The 16,783-nt window shown below is 68.0% G+C and carries 14 protein-coding genes and 2 pseudogenes; 10 read left to right on the forward strand and 6 right to left on the reverse strand.

The features are described from left to right. Window positions 1-2,700: an ATP-binding protein gene (locus tag ABIE45_RS21095; RefSeq protein ID WP_192709096.1), complete on the forward strand. Its 2,700-nt coding sequence runs from the start codon at window positions 1-3 to the stop codon at window positions 2,698-2,700. A 266-nt stretch (window positions 2,701-2,966) separates the two neighbouring features. Here ABIE45_RS21095 and ABIE45_RS21100 read toward each other — a convergent pair whose 3' ends face one another. From ABIE45_RS21100 to ABIE45_RS21110, 3 genes are all read right to left on the reverse strand, one after another. Further along, entirely contained in the window at window positions 2,967-4,514 is a 1,548-nt protein-coding gene (locus ABIE45_RS21100) for a sensor domain-containing diguanylate cyclase (RefSeq protein WP_192709095.1), read from the reverse strand. A gap of 147 nt (window positions 4,515-4,661) precedes the next feature. Continuing rightward, complete coding sequence (locus tag ABIE45_RS21105) at window positions 4,662-6,074, reverse strand: ATP-binding protein (protein ID WP_192709094.1); 1,413 nt, start codon at window positions 6,072-6,074, stop codon at window positions 4,662-4,664. After that, a complete protein-coding gene (locus ABIE45_RS21110) occupies window positions 6,067-6,744 on the reverse strand; it encodes a response regulator transcription factor (RefSeq protein WP_192709093.1) in 678 nt (225 codons plus the stop codon). The genes ABIE45_RS21105 and ABIE45_RS21110 overlap by 8 nt, the downstream gene beginning before the upstream one ends. Before the next feature lie 269 nt (window positions 6,745-7,013). On the opposite strand from ABIE45_RS21110, the gene ABIE45_RS21115 reads away from it, so the two are divergent. From ABIE45_RS21115 to ABIE45_RS21135, 5 genes and pseudogenes are all read left to right on the forward strand, one after another. After that, window positions 7,014-7,211: a polyhydroxyalkanoate synthesis regulator DNA-binding domain-containing protein gene (locus ABIE45_RS21115; protein ID WP_192709092.1), complete on the forward strand. Its 198-nt coding sequence runs from the start codon at window positions 7,014-7,016 to the stop codon at window positions 7,209-7,211. Window positions 7,212-7,269: 58 nt separating this feature from the next. Next, a complete protein-coding gene (locus ABIE45_RS21120; RefSeq protein WP_373622513.1) occupies window positions 7,270-7,710 on the forward strand; it encodes a hypothetical protein in 441 nt (146 codons plus the stop codon). After that, a pseudogene (locus tag ABIE45_RS21125) lies at window positions 7,707-8,297 on the forward strand (efflux RND transporter periplasmic adaptor subunit); the annotation flags it as partial. The gene ABIE45_RS21120 and the pseudogene ABIE45_RS21125, both read left to right, overlap by 4 nt. Window positions 8,298-8,369: 72 nt before the next feature. Next, window positions 8,370-8,823 (forward strand): annotated as a pseudogene (locus tag ABIE45_RS21130) (efflux RND transporter permease subunit); the annotation flags it as partial. A 179-nt stretch (window positions 8,824-9,002) separates the two neighbouring features. Then, complete coding sequence (locus tag ABIE45_RS21135) at window positions 9,003-9,230, forward strand: hypothetical protein (RefSeq protein WP_192709091.1); 228 nt, start codon at window positions 9,003-9,005, stop codon at window positions 9,228-9,230. Window positions 9,231-9,360: 130 nt separating this feature from the next. Here the strand turns inward: ABIE45_RS21135 and ABIE45_RS21140 are convergent, their stop codons facing one another. Together ABIE45_RS21140 and ABIE45_RS21145 are read right to left on the reverse strand one after the other, a co-directional pair. After that, complete coding sequence (locus ABIE45_RS21140) at window positions 9,361-10,263, reverse strand: hypothetical protein (protein ID WP_192709090.1); 903 nt, start codon at window positions 10,261-10,263, stop codon at window positions 9,361-9,363. 71 nt (window positions 10,264-10,334) lie between these two features. Then, window positions 10,335-10,583 (reverse strand): hypothetical protein, encoded by a 249-nt coding sequence (locus tag ABIE45_RS21145; RefSeq protein ID WP_373622514.1) that lies wholly within the window; start codon window positions 10,581-10,583, stop codon window positions 10,335-10,337. A gap of 319 nt (window positions 10,584-10,902) precedes the next feature. On the opposite strand from ABIE45_RS21145, the gene ABIE45_RS21150 reads away from it, so the two are divergent. From ABIE45_RS21150 to wecB, 4 genes are all read left to right on the forward strand, one after another. Next, window positions 10,903-11,574: a glutathione S-transferase N-terminal domain-containing protein gene (locus ABIE45_RS21150; protein WP_192709089.1), complete on the forward strand. Its 672-nt coding sequence runs from the start codon at window positions 10,903-10,905 to the stop codon at window positions 11,572-11,574. Window positions 11,575-11,637: 63 nt separating this feature from the next. Beyond that, entirely contained in the window at window positions 11,638-12,516 is an 879-nt protein-coding gene (locus tag ABIE45_RS21155; RefSeq protein WP_192709088.1) for an SDR family oxidoreductase, read from the forward strand. Next, window positions 12,516-13,535, forward strand: a complete 1,020-nt coding sequence (locus tag ABIE45_RS21160; RefSeq protein WP_192709313.1) for a polysaccharide biosynthesis protein — start codon at window positions 12,516-12,518, stop codon at window positions 13,533-13,535. The genes ABIE45_RS21155 and ABIE45_RS21160 overlap by 1 nt, the downstream gene beginning before the upstream one ends. 63 nt (window positions 13,536-13,598) lie before the next feature. Continuing rightward, window positions 13,599-14,759, forward strand: coding sequence for a non-hydrolyzing UDP-N-acetylglucosamine 2-epimerase (wecB, locus tag ABIE45_RS21165; protein WP_373622515.1), 1,161 nt, complete (start codon window positions 13,599-13,601; stop codon window positions 14,757-14,759). Window positions 14,760-14,881: 122 nt separating this feature from the next. On the opposite strand, the gene ABIE45_RS21170 is transcribed toward wecB, so the two are convergent. Beyond that, window positions 14,882-16,759: a glycosyltransferase gene (locus ABIE45_RS21170; protein WP_192709086.1), complete on the reverse strand. Its 1,878-nt coding sequence runs from the start codon at window positions 16,757-16,759 to the stop codon at window positions 14,882-14,884. Window positions 16,760-16,783: the final 24 nt, after the last annotated feature.

Genomic DNA, 16,783 nt, shown 5'->3' on the forward strand with positions numbered 1-16,783 from the left:
GTGCACCTCGCGTGGCTCAGGCCGAAACGCTCCCTGGCCGGCCGGCTCGCCCTGGCCGTCACCGGCGCCGTCACGGCGGCGCTCATCCTGGCCGCCGCCCTGTCGGTCTGGCGCGAGGTGTCCCGCTACGCCGCCGACAAGCACGCCGCGCTCGAGGCGGTCGCCCAGGTCTTCGCCCATGGGGGCGCCCGGGCGACGGCGGAGAACGACGCCGATGCGGCGGCCGCGTCCCTGCGGGCGATCGGCCAGGTGCCGTCCATCGTCTACGGCGCGATCGAGCGGCTCGACGGGTCCGTGCTCGCCGAGCAGGGACTCGGCCTGCGCCTGATTCAGGACGCCGCCCAGGACGGCGAGGACCTGTCCCTCCTGCGCATGCTCGCCACCCGGACCCTGCGGGCGGCTGCAACGATCAAGGAGAATGGCCGCCCGGTCGGCCGCGTCGTCCTGATCGGCGAGACCGACGACATCCTCGACCACGTCCGGGCCGCCGGCGAGAACGCCGCGCTGGCCGCGCTCCTCGCCATCGCCATCGGCCTCGGCGTCTCGCTGTACCTGCAGCGCAGCGTCACGCGCCCGCTGGCGGCGCTCGCCCGCACCATGGACGCGGCGCGCCTGCGCCACGATTACGCGCAGCGCGCCCCGGTGGAGAGCGACGACGAGGTCGGCGCGCTGGCGCGCACCTTCAACGACCTGCTCTCGGCCGTGAACGCGCGCGACCACCAGCTCGCCGCCCACAGTGCCCACCTCGAAGAGGAGGTCCGCGCCCGGACGGCGGACCTGAGCGAGGCCAAGCAGGTCGCCGAGAGCGCCAACGCCGCCAAGTCGAGCTTCCTCGCCACGATGAGCCACGAGATCCGGACGCCGATGAACGGCGTGCTGGTGATGGCCGAGCTGCTGGCGAGTTCCGACCTGCCGGTGCGCCAGCGCCGCTACGCCGAGGTGATCGCCCGGTCCGGCCAGTCGCTGATGGCGATCATCAACGACATCCTCGACTTCGCGAAGGTCGAGGCCGGCAAGCTCGACCTCGAGCGCGTGGCCGTGAATCCCGCCGAGATCGTCGACACGGCCATCACCCTGTTCGCCGAGCGGGCCCGGTCGGCCGGGCTCGACCTCGCGGCCTCGGTGGCGCCGGACGTGCCGCGGGCGATCCTCGGCGATCCGGTCCGCCTCGGGCAGGTGGTGAGCAACTTCGTGTCGAACGCCCTGAAGTTCACCGAGGCCGGGCACGTTTCCGTCCGTCTGGCGATCGAGGCCGACGGATGCCTGCTCGTCGCCGTGACCGATACCGGCATCGGCATCCCGCAGGACAAGCTCGCTACGATCTTCTCCGCCTTCGCGCAGGCCGACCAATCTACCACCCGGCGCTTCGGCGGCACCGGGCTCGGGCTCTCGATCGCCCAGCGGATCGTCGAGGCGATGGGCGGCACCGTGGCGGTCGCGAGCCGCGTCGGCGTGGGATCGACCTTCTCGGCGCGCATCCCCGTGGAGATTGTCGAGGCCGCCCGGCCGATCCGGCGGCAACCGGGCGTGCCGGCTCCGGTCGTCCTGCGCACGGCCGGTCCCGCCACTCGGGACGCCTTCGCGTCCAGCCTCGCGGCGTCCGGGTTCGAGGCCGTCGAGGCGGCCGGCGGTGTGACGGCCCACTGGATCCTCGACGCCGCCGCCCTCGCGGCGGCGGGCCGCCGGCCGGAGGGCGCGGCGCGCGTCCTCGCCCTCGGGCCGCCGGGGGACGAGGCCGCCGACCGGGTGCTCCGGGCCGGGCTCGCCGACGAGGTCCTGCGCTGGCCCGTGGTCCAGGCGGAGTGGCAGCCCGTCCTCGCGGCGCTCGCGGAGGGTGGCGCCCTCGCCGCCCCCACCGCGCGCGCCGTGCCGACCGAGGCTTTGCCGCGCTTCCCCGGCTTGCGCGTGCTCGTGGCCGACGACAGCGCGGTCAACCGCGAGGTCGCCCTGGAGGCCCTGGCACGCTGCGGCGTCACGGACGTCGTGGCGGTGGAGGATGGGGCCGCGGCCGTGCAGGAGGCCGACGCGCGGCCGTTCGACCTGATCCTGATGGACGGCAGCATGCCGGTGCTCGACGGTTTCGCCGCCGCCCGGGCGATCCGTCGGCGCGAGGCGTCCGCCGGAGGCCGCCGCACCCCGATCATCGCGCTCACCGCCCATGTCCTGGCCGAGGCGGCCGAGGCGGCGGCGGCGGCCGGCATGGACGGGACGCTGGCGAAGCCCTTCACCCTGCGGCAGCTGGCCGAGCTCCTGCAGGCGCACGCGCCTGAGCTCCGGGACGGGGCACCGGACGCCATTACCCCGGCGCAACCGGAAGGATTGTCGGCGGCCGTACCGGCGCCCGACGATCTGCTCGACGCCGAGGTGCTGGACGGCCTTCTCGGCCTCGGGGACGGCGCCTTCCTGGACCGCATTCTCGACCTGTACCGGGCGCAGGCCCCCCAGGCGCTGTCCGCTCTGCGCGCCGCTCTCACCGCCTCGGACCAGCCGGCTATCGCCAGGGCCGCGCACAGCCTGAAATCCATGAGCGCCAACATCGGCGCGCGTGCCTTGGTCGAGCCGCTGCGGGCCATCGAGCTGGCGGCCCGGGATTCGGCCTGCGCCGAAGCGCCGTCCACGTGCGACGCGCTGGAGCGGCTGCTCGACGCGACCGTGGCGGGGCTCGACCGGCGGACACGGGGCCACAGGGCCGCGGCCTAGGACCCGCGCCGACACCCTCGGGGCTGCCGGTCCCTTGCGCTGACGCAGGCGGATGCGCGCTCCGACGGTACTGGCGTCGAGAGCCAGGCCCGGGATTCCCTCGGCATCCTGACACGCTGACGAGGCTGCGGGTACAACGCGCGCACGCCAGGCCGCGTCCGGACGCGCGGGTCGCGACCGTCCGAGTGCGATGAATCGGGTCGAGGGGGCCGCGTCGAGTCTCCGGACCGGCGGATGCGACGGTTCCGAAGCGTATCCTCATGCGCTCAGGAGGCGCTCACCAGCTGCAGGGTTCCCCGCGGGGGCGTCGCCGGCACGCCCTGCGGCGCGGCGCAGCGGGTCTGATTGCGGCCGCCCGCCTTGGCCTCGTAGAGCGCGCCGTCGGCCAGCCGGTACAGGTCCGGCACGGACGGGCCCCGGCCATGGCTCGGCACCGCGCAGGCGAGCCCGATGCTCACCGTGACGGCGCCTGCACCGATCCCCGCGGATGCCACCGTGAGCGCGCGGATTTCTGCATGGACCCTGTCGGCGATGCGCAGGGCGCCGGCCTCGTCGGTGTCCGGCAGCAGGATCGCGAATTCCTCGCCGCCGATGCGGCTGACGAGATCCTCCGGGCGGTGGACGCTCGCGGACAGGCGGCGTGCAAGCCCCTTCAGCACCTCGTCGCCCACCGGGTGCCCATACCGGTCGTTGTAGCGCTTGAAATGGTCGGCATCGACGATGAGCAGCGCCAGTGGTCGGCCCGCGTCGCAGGCCGCCGCGCGCGCCAGCGCGAACCTGTCCTCGAAGCAGCGGCGGTTCGGCAGGCCCGTCAGGGCGTCCGTGCGCGACAGCGTGGCCAGCTCGGCCCGCATCGCCTCCCGCCGGCGCAGCTCGCGCCCGAACAGCAGGGAGAGCGCGATCGTGAGCCCGCAGAGCACCAGCAGGACGCTGCCGATCACGATCGCCCGCGCGTACCAGTCGGCCTCGACGTCCCGCGTGGACAGGGCGACGTTCAGGATCAGCGGGAGGGCGCCGATGCGCGTGAAGGTGTAGTAGCGCTCGATCCCGTCGCGCACGGAGGTGGCGACGAAGCTGCCGCGTCCCTCCCGCATGAATCTCCGGAATGTGGGCGCCTGCGCGATGTTCGCCCCGATATCGGCCCGCTCGGACGGGTAGCGCATCAGGCGGGTGCCGTCGTTCAGGTAGAGGTTGATCGCGCCGCCGCGGCCGAGATCAATCTCGCCGAACAGGTGCGCGAAGTACGACAGCTTCAGGCTGCCCAGGACCACGCCGCCGAAGCTGCCGTCCGGCTTGTCGACGCGCCGGCTGAACGGGAGCATGGGCTCGCCGGTCAGGCGCGAGACGATCGGCGTTCCGACATGAAGGCCCAGCCCGGCGCGCGCCTTGTGAACCTGGAAGTACTCCCGGTCCGCGTAATTGCCCTTGCGGGCCGGCACGGCATCGATATCGTCGACGATCTCGCCGCGCTCATCCAGGATGAGCATCACGCCCATGTCGCGGGCGGTGGCCGCGCGATCGAACAGGATGAGCTGGCGCATCTGCGCGCTGGCCTGCCCCAGGCCCGGCGCCCGCAGGTTCTCGACGGCGGCCCGGATCGAGAGATCATACATCTCGACATTGCGCGCGATGTCGCGCTCCAGCACCTGCAGGAGGTTCCGCGAGGTCTGCTCGGCCTTGTCCCAGGCATCCTGACGCAGATCGAGCAGCATCAGGCTGGACGCCGCCAGCATGCCGACCGGCGCGAGGACGCCGAGCGCGATCCAGGTCCGGGCCGACCTGAGGCACGCGTTCAAGTGCCGCAACAGAATCATCGGCACATCCACGCCAGGCCCCGGTCGGGTCCGACGGATTGGCATGGCGAGCCTTAACCACCGCTTTCGCTCGGGGTTAGACCCGAGTTCATCCTGTGGAGGACTGGTATTCGAGCGCGAAGGTGAGACAGGTGCTCGGATCCGAGGCTATCGTGCCGGATTGTGGCCGGACCGACCCGTATCGGCCTGGGCCTCGGCTGCTTGGGCCATCGGGAAGCGCAGCGCGACATGGCAGCCGCCGCCCGGCGCGTCCCGGATCGTCACGCCCGCGCCGTGGAGCTTCACGATCGCCGCCACGAGGCTCAAGCCCAGGCCGTGACCCGGCCTGTGGCGCGCCGCTTCGGCGCGGTAGAAGCGGTGGAACACGGTGGTGCGCTCCCCCGGTGGCAGGCCGGGCCCGGTATCGCTGATCGTCACGACGACCGCGTCGTCGGCGCGCTCCAGACCGGCGCGTACGCGGCCGCCGAGGGGCGTGAACTTCAGCGCGTTGTCGAGCAGGTTCGAGACCGCCTCGAAGCACAGGTCGCGGTCGCCGTCGATGACGTGCGCACCGGGCGGGACCGAGAGCGCGAGGTCGATGTCCTTCTCCTCGGCGAACGGCGCGAAAAACTCGACCGCGACCGCCGCGACCTCGCCGAGGTCGACCCGGGCGAACGCCCCGCGGCGGCGCCCGTCCTCCATCTCGCCGATCCGCAGCACGGCGGTGACCATGGCGAGCGTCTGGTCGATCCAGATGAGGCCCTGGTCGATCGCCTCGTGGAACTCCGCGACGCTCCGGGCCTGCGAGCGCGTGCGCTCCAGCCGGGCGCGCAGGCGGGTGAGCGGCGTGCGCAGGTCGTGCGCCACCGCGTCGCCGACGCTGCGGACCTCGCCCATCAGGTGCTCGATCTCGTCGAGCATCCGGTTGACCGTCCGGGTCAGCCGGTCGAACTCGTCGTCGTGACCGCCGACCGGCAGGCGCCGGCGCAGGTCGCCGCGCATGACCTCGGCCACGGCGGCCTCGGTGGCAGCGAGGCGCCGGCGCGCGCGGCTCGTGAGCAGCAGGCCGCCGAGGACGGAGAGCGCCAGCGTCGGCACCAGCCCGAGCCCGAGGGCCCGCAGGGTCGTGGCCTTCACCCGGTCGATCTCGTCGGTGTCGTGCGCGATCACCACGATGCGGCCGTCGGCGAGGGTCAGCGCGGCCGCCCAGATCTCGTCCTGAAGCGTGCGTCCCGCGAGGTCGACCGTCGCGCTCACCCGGTAGGCGTCGCCGTCGCGGGCCAGATGGTCCGGCACCGCGCCGAGATTGCCCGCCCGGCGCGTCCCGTCCGGGCCGAACAGGCCGCCGTAATGGGTGGCGTGGGGATCCATCGCGATCCACGTGTCCACGCGGTTCGCGGCGGCCGCGTCGTCGGCCGCCGCCGCCCGGACCTCCAGCCGCAGCGTCTCGGCGAGTTCCTCGCGGAGATAGTCGGCCGTCTGCCAGTAGACGAAGGCGAACATCGCCAGGGCGAGCAGGGCGGACCACAGGGCGATGCCGAGTGCCCACCGGAGGGCGGTGGAGTGCAGCAGGTCAGCCATCGGGCGCGAGCGTGAACCCGGTGCCGCGCACGCTGTGGATCAGCGGCGCCTCGCCGCCCGCTTCGAGCTTCCGGCGCAGGCGCCCGACATGGACGTCGATCAGGTTGGATTTCGGCGTGAAGCGGTAGTTCCAGACCTCCTCGAACAGCATTGCCCGGGTCACGATCTGGCCGGGGCGGCGCATGAGGTAGGCGAGGAGCTTGAGTTCGCGCGGCAGCAGCTCGAGGTCGCGCGCCCCGCGCCGGCCGGTGCCGGCGATCAGGTCGATCTCCAGGCTGCCGACGCGCAGGACCGTCTCGGGGCTGTCGACCGGCCGCCGCAGCAGCGCCTCGATGCGCGCAGCGAGTTCGCCCAGCGCGAAGGGTTTGGCGAGGTAGTCGTCGCCGCCCGACCGGAGGCCGCGGATCCGCTCGTCGACGTCGCCCAGCGCGCTCAGGACCAGCGCCGGGGTGCGGTTCCCCTCCAGGCGGAGATCCTGGAGCACGCTGAGGCCGTCGCGGCCGGGCAGCATCCGGTCGAGGATGATCGCCCCCCAGCCGCCCTCCCGTGCCGCCCGCGCGCCCTCGGGTCCGGTCGCGGCCCAGGCGACGTCGTGGCCGCGCCCGCGCAGATCGTCGCGCACGTCCGCCGCCGTCTCGGAATCATCCTCGATGAGCAGCAGCCTCGCCACGCCCCGCCCCCGCCTCCGGTCCACGCGTCGGCGCGCGAACCGGCTCGACTCCCTTGTGGCGGACTTCGCGGCACAAATCGCCCCGCGGCCGCCACTGTGAACCCGAATTTAATGGCACCGCATCACGTTGGCCCCTTTGTTGGAATGACTCTAGCCCGTTCCCGCGCGCCACGCCGGACGGCGCGCTCTTCGGATTCCAGCGATGCGGCCCCGGTCCCGATGCCCCTGCCCGATCCACGCCGTCCCGTTCGGCGGGAGGCCGATGAGCCATGCCTAGGAAGCAACGCCCGCGGCGCGTGATCAACCGCTACGCACAGAGCCGCCTGTACGACGTCGAGACCGGGACCTACGTCTCCCTCGTGCGGCTCAAGGAGTTGCGCTGCGAAGGCTACGAGGTCGTAATCCGCGAGGTCGAGACCGGCCGGTTCGTCACCGAGGATGTCCTGCCGCCGGGCCTCGACGCATGAGGCAGCGCAAGTTCCGGGGCTTGGCCGCCGCCCTGCCCGGCCGGTTGCGGCGTCGCGCATGTCGCTGAACGCCGAGACGCGATCGGCCGCCCGGGATTCCGGGGCGGACGATCGCGTCGCGCCCGCCGCGTCGGCGCACGCGGAGAACCGTGAATCGGCCCGACCGCCGACCCGGCGCTCTGGGCGCGTCCTCCCGCGCCTCGCCCTGCTGACCGCGGCGCTCGCCGTCGCGGGCTGGTTCGGCCGGGCGCCGATCGGCGACCGGCTGGGTCTGATACTCGATGCGCCCTTGACGGGGGCGTCCGACCCGAAGGGCGGCGAGGCCCCGGCTGATCCGGACAGCGTCACCCTCGACGCGGCCGGCCAGACGCGGATCGGCCTCGCCGTCGGGCAGGCCGAGACCCGCCGGATCGTGCTGCCGGTGCGCGCCCCCGGCACCGTCGCGTTCGACGAGCGGCGGGTGACGCATCTGAAGCCGCGGACCCCGGGGCCGTCCTGAGCCTCGCGGTCCAGCCGGGCGACCGGGTCGAGGCCGGCCAGGTACTGGCGACCCTCGACGCCGCCGGCCTCCTCGACGCGCGCAACGGCCTCACGGCCGCGCAGGCGGCCCTCGGCGAGGCGCAGGCCTCCGAGGCGGTGGCGGCGCTGCAGCTCAAGCGCGGCCAGGAGCAGCTCAAGTTCGGCGGTGTCGCCCAGGCGGAGGTCGAGCGGCGTCAGGTGGACCTCGCCAAGGCCCGGGCCGCCATCCAATCGGCCGAGGCCAATGTCGAGCTGTACCGGGCGCAGTACCGGCGCCTCGCCCCCGCCGAGGGGGCCGCGCCCGGCACCAGCGCCGTGGTCACCCCGATTTCCGGCATCGTGACCAGTGTCGGCGTCACCCTCGGCGAGATGGTCGATACCGGGCGCGACGCCGTCACGGTCGCCGACCCGACCCGCATCCTGGTGCTGGCGAATCTCTACGGGCCGGATACCGCGCGGGTGAAGGCCGGCGATACCGCCGCGGTGGAGAGCCCGATCCCGGGCCGTCCCCCCTTCGAGGGACGTGTCCGCTCGGTGAACGCCGCCCTCGATCCGGCGACCAGCACGGCGCCCGCGCGGATCGAGCTCGACAATCCGGGCGATCTCCTGCGCGCCAACATGTTCGTCTCCGTCACCATCGCGGCGGATCTCGGCGCTCACCCTGCGCGACATGCCGTTCTCGATCTCGGCGGCGATCGGCTTCAGCGCGACCTTCGGCATCGCGATGCTCAACGGCGTCGTGCTGACGAGCTACATCCGCGACCTGGAGGCGACCGGCCTGGCGCCTCTGGAGGCCGCGACGCGCGCCGCCGCGATGCGGCTGCGGCCGGTGATCATGACCGCGCTGGTGGCCGCCCTCGGCTTCCTGCCCATGGCCCTCTCCACGAGCGCCGGGGCGGAGGTGCAGCGACCGCTGGCGACCGTGGTGATCGGCGGCCTGGTCTCCGCGACGCTGCTCACCCTCGTCGTGCTGCCGGCGGTCTATCCGGTCGTCGCCGGCCTGCGCCTGCCCTTCGACCGCCGGTCCCTACCCGCCTCCGACGGGACGGGCGAGACGGTCAGGGCGCGGCATCGCGGAAGCCTCGACGCCTGAGCCGAGCCGGGCGCATGTCCGGCAGGGTTCTCGCGATGCCGTCCCGAACCGCCATTGCCGGGGACGGAGGCAGCTGGAGGATAAATATCAACAAACGAGGCGTGGATACGTAGTTCTGTCCTGATGTTGAAAGTTTGCGAAGAAGATTATTCTGATCTGATTCGCTTCGGGAGGCCGGCATGTCGGATGGCGATGCCTTCGCTCATGAAATCGCGGCGCTTCTGATCGCCGATATCAAGACCTCGGGTGCGCGCACCCGGGCTGAACTCGAGGCGGCCTGCCGGATCTCCCTCGAGAGCCTCCTGGGCGATGCCGAGATCCCGCACCAGATCGCGGTCCTGATGCCGATCGGCCTCGACCGCTGGCCGCGGGTCGTCGTGAAGGGACGGCGCCTGCCCGACGTGTAGCGGATCCGGAGCGTTCTCGGTCTGGGCGGGACCCATCCTTCCAGCGCGGGCGAATGGGACTGAAACCGCTCTTGAGCCGGGCGGATTCTGGTGACGGCACCGATCTGAAACTTGTTTGACCGACAACCATTTACGCCTGCCCCAGCGCTCTTCGACGCCAATACGCAACCTCGCGATTCGCATCGCTGAGATCTTCGGTAAGCGTCTCTAAGGTCTGTCGCAGGGTTTCGGTTGTCGTCTCGAAGTTCGAAGCCCGCCGTTCCATCGCGATCAGGGCATCATGAACGGTGGCCAGTTCATTCATGATCTTATCGTTTGACGAGATGCTCCGCTCATAATCCGCGGTCTTGGTGTAGAGACTGACCTGGATCTGCTCCAGCTCGCGCAACGATTTTTCGAGTGCTTCGTGCAAGCTCCGCCAAGCGATCTGCGAGCAGTCCCGAAGTTCGGCGAGCGACGGGTCCGACCGCGATAGCGCGCGGCCCTGCAGTGTCGCCGTCAGCTGCGCCCACACGGCCGACGTCTCGTCGACCGCGTCGCCGGGGTTGTTCAGGCGATTTGCTCCCGTCGGCGGACGATCAAGCTGCACGGCGTCCATCCGCCCTTCTTGGACACCCCACTTTATGAAATGCAGCAGCGGGTTTAAGCCCGCGTCGCGAATGTCCGGGTAGACTGACAGGTACAGTTTGCCGTCGAAGCCTGGGCTGGGCGCACGCCCCTCTGCGCCGCCATGGGCGCGGTAGTGTCTGACGGGGCCCGAGCCGGATCCGGGAACGTCCGGATTGTTCCGCACATAGTACGCGGTATCAAATAAGCCTGAGGCGAGGAGAAGAAGGCAGTCGACAATCTCGCCATCGAGCGTCTCGAATCTGCTGGGAGCGCCGATGTTCCGGAGACGGTCTCGAATCCGCGTTTTCCCGATCGCCGGGGCGTCGCGCCTGAGATCCAAGGGTTCGCGCGTGGTCGACAAAACTTCCGCTTGCCAAGCCTGCCAGAGCAGGTGGGAGTGCTTTTCATTGAAGAGTGCGGGCATTTCCTCGAATATTTCTTTTATAATTGCAGGGTTGCTGAACTCGAGATCGGGGCTGTCAAGCGGTCTGTACCTCAGCGCGCCAACTGTCGCGATGGACAGGTCGTTCGCCCGCTCGGGATCACCCCGCCCCGGGCCTCGAGGTCATCGGCTTGCTGGTCCGAGTAGCGGTTGAGCTTGTCGAGCTGGTCGCCTGGCGAGCGCACCGAGATGTCGTGGATCACGCCCTTGAGCCGGTCGGGCGTCGCCCCGGCCTCCAGCACCCCGCGGTTATGGACCAGCGGGGCCGAGGCGTGGCTCCGGTCCCGGCGGCAGGGGCGCACCGTGTCTGGGCCTGATCGAGCCGGAGGCACTGGAAGACACACCAAGCCCTGGTCTGTCATCGGGTGCTTGCTCCGGCAGATGCGGCGGCCCTATAGCCGCGTCCCAACGGTCTGTCGATACGCCTGTCCGGGCCGGCCGAGGGGGCTGCCGCGTCTCAGTCTCAGACGTTGATCGACCTCCGTTGATCGACCTCGCGCCTGATGCGCATCCCTGCTGGCCGGCGACGCGCCCGACCGAACGGCCGTGCTGATCAAGCGGGGCGACAGGCATCCGGAATGCGGGTGCGCCGAGCAACCGTCTGGGAAGAAGGCTATTGCTGTGACTGACGAGAACGGTTGGCTGCTCTTTATCGCTCCCCGCTCGCCGTTCTGCCGCAAGATCCTGGCCGCCGTGGTCGAGCTCGGGCTCGAGCACCGGGTCGACCTGAAGATTGTCGATCCCTGGACCTGCGAGGGGCTGCGGGCCGTCAATGCACTCTGCAAGGTCCCCTCGCTGTTGCTGCCCGACGGAACAGCCCTGTTCGACTCCCGCGTCATCACCCAATATCTACAAGCCCAGTCTGCCGTAGAGCTTATCCCGCAGGGGAACGCTCGCTGGGACGCGCTGTGCCGCGAGTCACTCGCCGACGGCATCGCCGATGCGGTGATCCGGCGGTTTGTCGACCGTCTCGGGCCGGAGAACGAGCGCGTGTCCCGAAATGTCCGACGGCAAAAACAGGCGATCGACGCAGCTCTGAACCGCTTCGAGCAGGCATCCGCCTGGATGGACCAGCCGGTTGATATCGGTCACATAGCGCTCGCATGTGCCATCGACTACCTCGGCGGCCGTTCGCCCGAGCTGACGTGGCACCAGGGTCGGCCCTTGCTTACGCAGTGGTTTTATGATTTCCGTAACCGCCTTTCGCTGCAGATCGCTGGGTCGCTTGTCCCCGGACACTTCCGCACGATCGATCAAGAGCCCTTTTCGCCGTCCTCCGGCGCGCCTCTCTGAGCAAGGCATGACCACTGACGGCACGGATCGGGACGTGACCGCCGCTGCACGAGGGCAGGATCTGTGAAAGTTGCAGTTCTAGGCGTGTCCGGAATGCTGGGGCATACGGCATTCCGAACCCTCTCAGAGCGTTTTCCCGGCGAAATCAGCGGGACGGCTCGGTCTCACGCCGCGCGCACCATGTTCGCGCCGGAGGCTGCGGCGCATATCGCCACCGGCCTGGATGTGCAGGATTTCGATGCGCTGGCCGGATTCCTGCGGGAAGCGCGGCCCGCGGTCATCCTCAATTGCATCGGCGTGGTGAAGCAGCTCGCTTCTGCCAATGATCCGCTGACGGTCATTCCGATCAACGCGCTCCTGCCGCACAGGCTCGCGCGGCTGGCGGACCTCGTCGGTGCGCGGCTCATTCACGTGAGCACCGACTGCGTCTTCTCGGGGCGCAAAGGCGACTATGTCGAAGCGGATAGCCCGGATGCGGAGGACCTGTACGGGCGCTCGAAGCTTCTCGGCGAGGTCGATTACGACAACGCGGTCACGCTTCGGACCTCGATCATCGGGCGCGAAGTCGGCAGCCGCAACGGGCTCGTGGACTGGTTTCTGTCGCAGCAAGGGCGGGTGCAGGGCTACCGCCGCGCGATCTTTTCAGGTCTCACAACGAATGAGCTGAGCCGCGTGATCATTGATCACGTGCTGCCGAATGCAGACTTGCGCGGCGTCTACCACGTCAGCGTCGACCCGATCAGTAAGCTCGATCTGCTGTCGCTCATCAAGGACGTCTATCGACATCCCGTCGAGATCGATCCGGATGACCGGGTCGCAATCGATCGATCCCTGAATTCCGATCGGTTCCGCAGCGCGGTCGGGTACGTGCCACCTTCCTGGCCCGACTTGATCCAGCGCATGCGCGCCCTCGAAGACACACGCTTCTCGCAGGTACGGTGATGTTTGCTGGCAAGACACTTCTGATCACGGGCGGCACCGGCTCGTTCGGCAATGCCGTCGTTCAGCGCTTCCTGAGCACCGAGATCAGTCAGATCCGTATCTTCAGTCGGGACGAGAAAAAGCAGGAGGATATGCGTCTCCTCCTGCGCGATCCGCGGGTCCGGTTCTTCATCGGCGACGTGCGCGAATACAGTTCGATCGCTCAAGCGGTCAAAGGTGTCGACTACATCTTCCATGCCGCCGCGCTGAAGCAGGTTCCTTCCTGCGAGTTCTATCCGATGGAGGCGGTGCGGACGAACATTCTCGGGGCCGAGAACGTGCTGAACGCCGCGGTCGAGCACGGCGTCGAGCGACTCGTGGTCCTCTCGACCGACAAAGCGGTGTACCCGATCAACGCGATGGGCCTGAGCAAGGCCATGATGGAGAAGCTCACCATCGCGAAGTCGCGGATGCTCGCGCCGACCGACACGATCCTGTGCGCCACCCGTTACGGCAACGTCATGGCTTCGCGGGGGTCGGTCATCCCGCTCTTCGTAAACCAAATCAAGGAAGGGCGGGACATCACCATCACGGATCCCGAGATGACCCGTTTTCTGATGTCGCTCGAGGATTCCGTCGATCTCGTCCTTTTCGCCTATCAGCATGGCCGGCAGGGTGACATCTTCGTGCAGAAGGCCCCAGCCTGCACCGTTGGGGATCTCGCCGAGGCTGTCCGAACCGTGTTCAAGGCCCGGAACGAGATCAAGATCATCGGCACGCGGCACGGCGAGAAACTCTTCGAGTCGCTCGTCTCGCGTGAGGAGATGGCGCGTGCCGAGGATATGGTCGGGTTCTACCGGATTCCGGCGGATGACCGTGATCTCAACTACTCCAAGTTCTTTACCTCCGGCGAAGTCGCGATCTCGGTTGCCGAGGATTACACGTCGCACAACACCACCCGCCTGAACCGGGAGCAGGTCGTCGATCTCCTGCTCCGCCTCGACTACATCCAGCAGGAACTTCGGACTCAGCGCGGCTAATCCATCCTCGCCGACGCGCCTTCGTCCGATCGAGCGGGGCGTTGCCTCGGCCCAGAATCCACAGTGCAGAGCGAGCGTGCGAAGGCCATGCGTAAAATTCTGACCGTGGTCGGCACCCGGCCCGAGCTGATCAAGATGTCGATGGTAATCCGCAAGCTTGACCGCTTGACGGATCACGTCCTCGTGCATACCGGCCAGAACTACGATTATGAGCTGAACCAGATTTTCTTTGACGATCTCTCGATTCGAAAGCCGGACCATTTCCTCGAGGCAGCAGGTTCTTCCGCCATCTCGACGATCTCTCGCGTCATCGAACGTTCCGACGAGGTCTTCGCGCGCGAGAAGCCGGAAGCCGTTCTGATCTACGGCGACACCAATTCAGGCCTCTCGGTGATCGCCGCCAAGCGACATAAGATTCCGATTTTCCACATGGAAGCCGGCAATCGCTGCTTCGACCAGCGCGTGCCCGAAGAAGTCAACCGCAAGATCATAGACCATCTGAGCGACGTCAATATGGTCTTGACCGAACACGCGCGTCGCTACCTTCTGGCCGAAGGCCTGCCCAGCGAACGCGTTTTCAAAGTCGGTTCGCATCTCACGGAAGTGCTCGCGGAATTCGGGCCCAAGATCGCGGCCTCGCAAATCCTGTCCGAACTCGGTCTCGAGAAGGACCGGTACTTCATCGTCTCTGCGCACCGCGAGGAGAACGTCGACTCACCTGTGCGTCTGAGTGCTTTCATCAAAGAGCTGCGACGGCTCGATGAGGCCTTCGGTCTGCCCATCATCGTCTCCGTGCATCCGCGGACCCGTGCGCGTCTCGACGCGATGGGCGACGCAAATCTCCCGGCCTCCGTCCGGTTTCTGCGCCCGTTCGGCTTTACCGACTATGTGAAGCTGCAGACCTGTGCCTATTGCGTCCTCTCGGACAGCGGAACCATCACGGAAGAGGCCTCCCTCCTCGACCTGCCGGCCGTGACGTTCCGCGACGCACATGAGCGCCCCGAGGGGATGGATGCGGGCACGCTCATCGTCGCGCCGCTCGGCAAGGTCGGGTTCGTGGAGGCCGTGAACGCGGTGCGGGACGGTTTTACCGGCGAACGGCGCTTCAGCGGCGTGGTCGACGATTATGCCGCCAATGATGTCTCGACGAAGGTCGTTCGCATCGTTCTGTCCAACATCGACTACGTTAATGACGTGGTCTGGTCGAAGCGAGCGGGCGAATAGGCGCTTCTCGATCGCGCGCCGACCCGCCGGCAGCAAGTCTCCCGGCCTGGGATTGTCCCCGATCACGGCCTCGTGCCTCAAGCGAGGAGGGCGTGCCGCCGGTGGCCTCCGCCGAGTCGGCGCTACCGCCGCGCGTGCACTTCATCGATGAGCGGCGTGTTGCTCAATCGGTGCGGATCGAAGGAGCCGGCGCGATCCGGTCCGTGCAGCTCCGGCTCTGTCTGGCAGGTCTCGGAGAAGAGAACCAGAGCGTCGGGAAGGTCTTGCCGTGAGGGGCGTGCGGCCGCGCCACACTCTCTCGCGTCAGGGGAGCCGGGCAACATGCGCTCCAAGTCTCCGGCGCAGACGAGGTTTCGATGGACCATCAGGGTTGAAAGGTTGCTCCGGCTCGGTGAGCCGTCGTCAGAGGCCACCTTGCATCCGCGCGCGCTTGTCCTGGGCTGGTCATCCTGGTCGGGGCCCAACGAAACCCACGCACACCACGACAGCAGGAGGCCATTTCGCTGCATATGGGCGATCTGCTTCTCGAGCTTTCCGTCGAGATAGAGCGCCCCCTCGGTGATGAAGGTGATGTAATCGCCCCGCGCATAGAGACTGGCGCGTACAAGCGCGTCTCTCGCGTCCACCTTCGGGAACGACAGAAGCTTCACACGCTCGTCCCGGGCAGCCCATCGCGACAGCTGATCGTTGCTTCGCTCCGTGTGGCTGATCAGGAGAAGCTCGAAATTCGGGTGCGTTTGCCGCAACACGCTTGCGGCCGCGAGGAGACAGGAATCGACATCCTCGTCCACGAGGAGAAGAACGGTTGCCCGCGCGCGCTGCCTCGCCGTAGACGCTTCGTCGGCGACGTGGACGGCCGCATGCTTGTACGGGGTCTTCGCTAGAAACGCGGCTAGCTGCTCGAAATAGCATTGCGTGCTGCCCGCGATCAGCGCCCGCTCCGCTTCGGTTCTTCGTTCCGCAATGCTGACCCACAAAGTGTCGCCTTCGACGACTGCTGCCGGACGGTGGGTTCCTTGATTTGGGTGAATCCGGTACTTTATCAGCGGCAGCGGAAGATAGTAAAAATCATATTTGGTCAGAATTTTATTCCAAAGATCGTAATCCTGGGTGTATTTCAGGGTCAGGTCGAACGGGCTGAATTCCCGCAAGATGTGGACGGGAATAAACAGCGTGCATCCGTTGATGGCACTGTTGAGCAGAGCCTTCTTCGGGCTTGCGATGAGTCCGTCGTGATCGACTCGGCTCTCGTCAATCTTCCTGCCGGTTTGGTCAATATAATGGACGCCGGAAAATATGATGGCATCGCGTCGGCCGATTGCGGTGAAGTATTCGACCTGCGTCTCGATCTTTTGCGGAAAATAAAGGTCGTCATGGCTGAGCCAGGCGAAAATATCACCGGACATGACTTGTATGATGTGGTTCATGGCGCCGGCAACGCCGGCGTTCTCCTGGTGAATGTAGCGGATTGCTGAGCCGAAAGAGGCGGCTATGTCGCGCGTGCGTCCGCCATCCGTCGAGCCATCATCAAGGACAATGATCTCGATGTTTTTGTAGGTTTGATTGAGCGCGCTCTCGATGGCGTCCCGGAGGAAATCCGCTCCGTTATAGACCGGGATCGCGATGGTCACTTTGAGCGGGCAGTCATTCATGATTGAAGATCGCGGAATGGTGGACGCGCAAGGTTTCTGGTCAAGCCGAAGGCGATAGCGCATCGGGTTTACGCCATCCGTGGTGGCAAGGCGCGCTGTTTTGCGCAGAGCCCTCGCAACCGGTCGGGAACCCTGGATGCGAACGCTCGCGCTGCGCGGATGTGCGGCGTCTGGCCGTTCGGTCCTGGCCTGTTGTGATGTGGGGGTGCGAGCCTGAAGGGTTCGGTCTCTTGGGCCCCGTTCTGGCCGACGATTGTCGACGACGAGCAGCGGCATGCCCCGCGGCAACGCCCCGTGACGGGCGTGACGGAAGCCCTCGTCCGCAGCGTCCTTGATGGTGCGGTTCATCCACTCGACGTCACCCCGCGTCCA

This window comes from Methylobacterium sp. OAE515, assembly GCF_041806315.1.
Taxonomy (GTDB): Bacteria; Pseudomonadota; Alphaproteobacteria; order Rhizobiales; family Beijerinckiaceae; genus Methylobacterium; species Methylobacterium tardum.

What these genes read in the sequence shown, in the direction of transcription:
- ABIE45_RS21100 (WP_192709095.1), bottom strand. Translation starts at nt 4,514, where the DNA reads ATGATTCTGTTGCGGCACTTGAACGCGTGCCTCAGGTCGGCCCGGACC.
- ABIE45_RS21105 (WP_192709094.1), bottom strand. Translation starts at nt 6,074, where the DNA reads ATGGCTGACCTGCTGCACTCCACCGCCCTCCGGTGGGCACTCGGCATC.
- ABIE45_RS21115 (WP_192709092.1), top strand. Translation starts at nt 7,014, where the DNA reads ATGCCTAGGAAGCAACGCCCGCGGCGCGTGATCAACCGCTACGCACAG.
- ABIE45_RS21120 (WP_373622513.1), top strand. Translation starts at nt 7,270, where the DNA reads ATGTCGCTGAACGCCGAGACGCGATCGGCCGCCCGGGATTCCGGGGCG.
- ABIE45_RS21135 (WP_192709091.1), top strand. Translation starts at nt 9,003, where the DNA reads ATGTCGGATGGCGATGCCTTCGCTCATGAAATCGCGGCGCTTCTGATC.
- ABIE45_RS21140 (WP_192709090.1), bottom strand. Translation starts at nt 10,263, where the DNA reads ATGCCCGCACTCTTCAATGAAAAGCACTCCCACCTGCTCTGGCAGGCT.
- ABIE45_RS21160 (WP_192709313.1), top strand. Translation starts at nt 12,516, where the DNA reads ATGTTTGCTGGCAAGACACTTCTGATCACGGGCGGCACCGGCTCGTTC.
- ABIE45_RS21170 (WP_192709086.1), bottom strand. Translation starts at nt 16,759, where the DNA reads ATGAACCGCACCATCAAGGACGCTGCGGACGAGGGCTTCCGTCACGCC.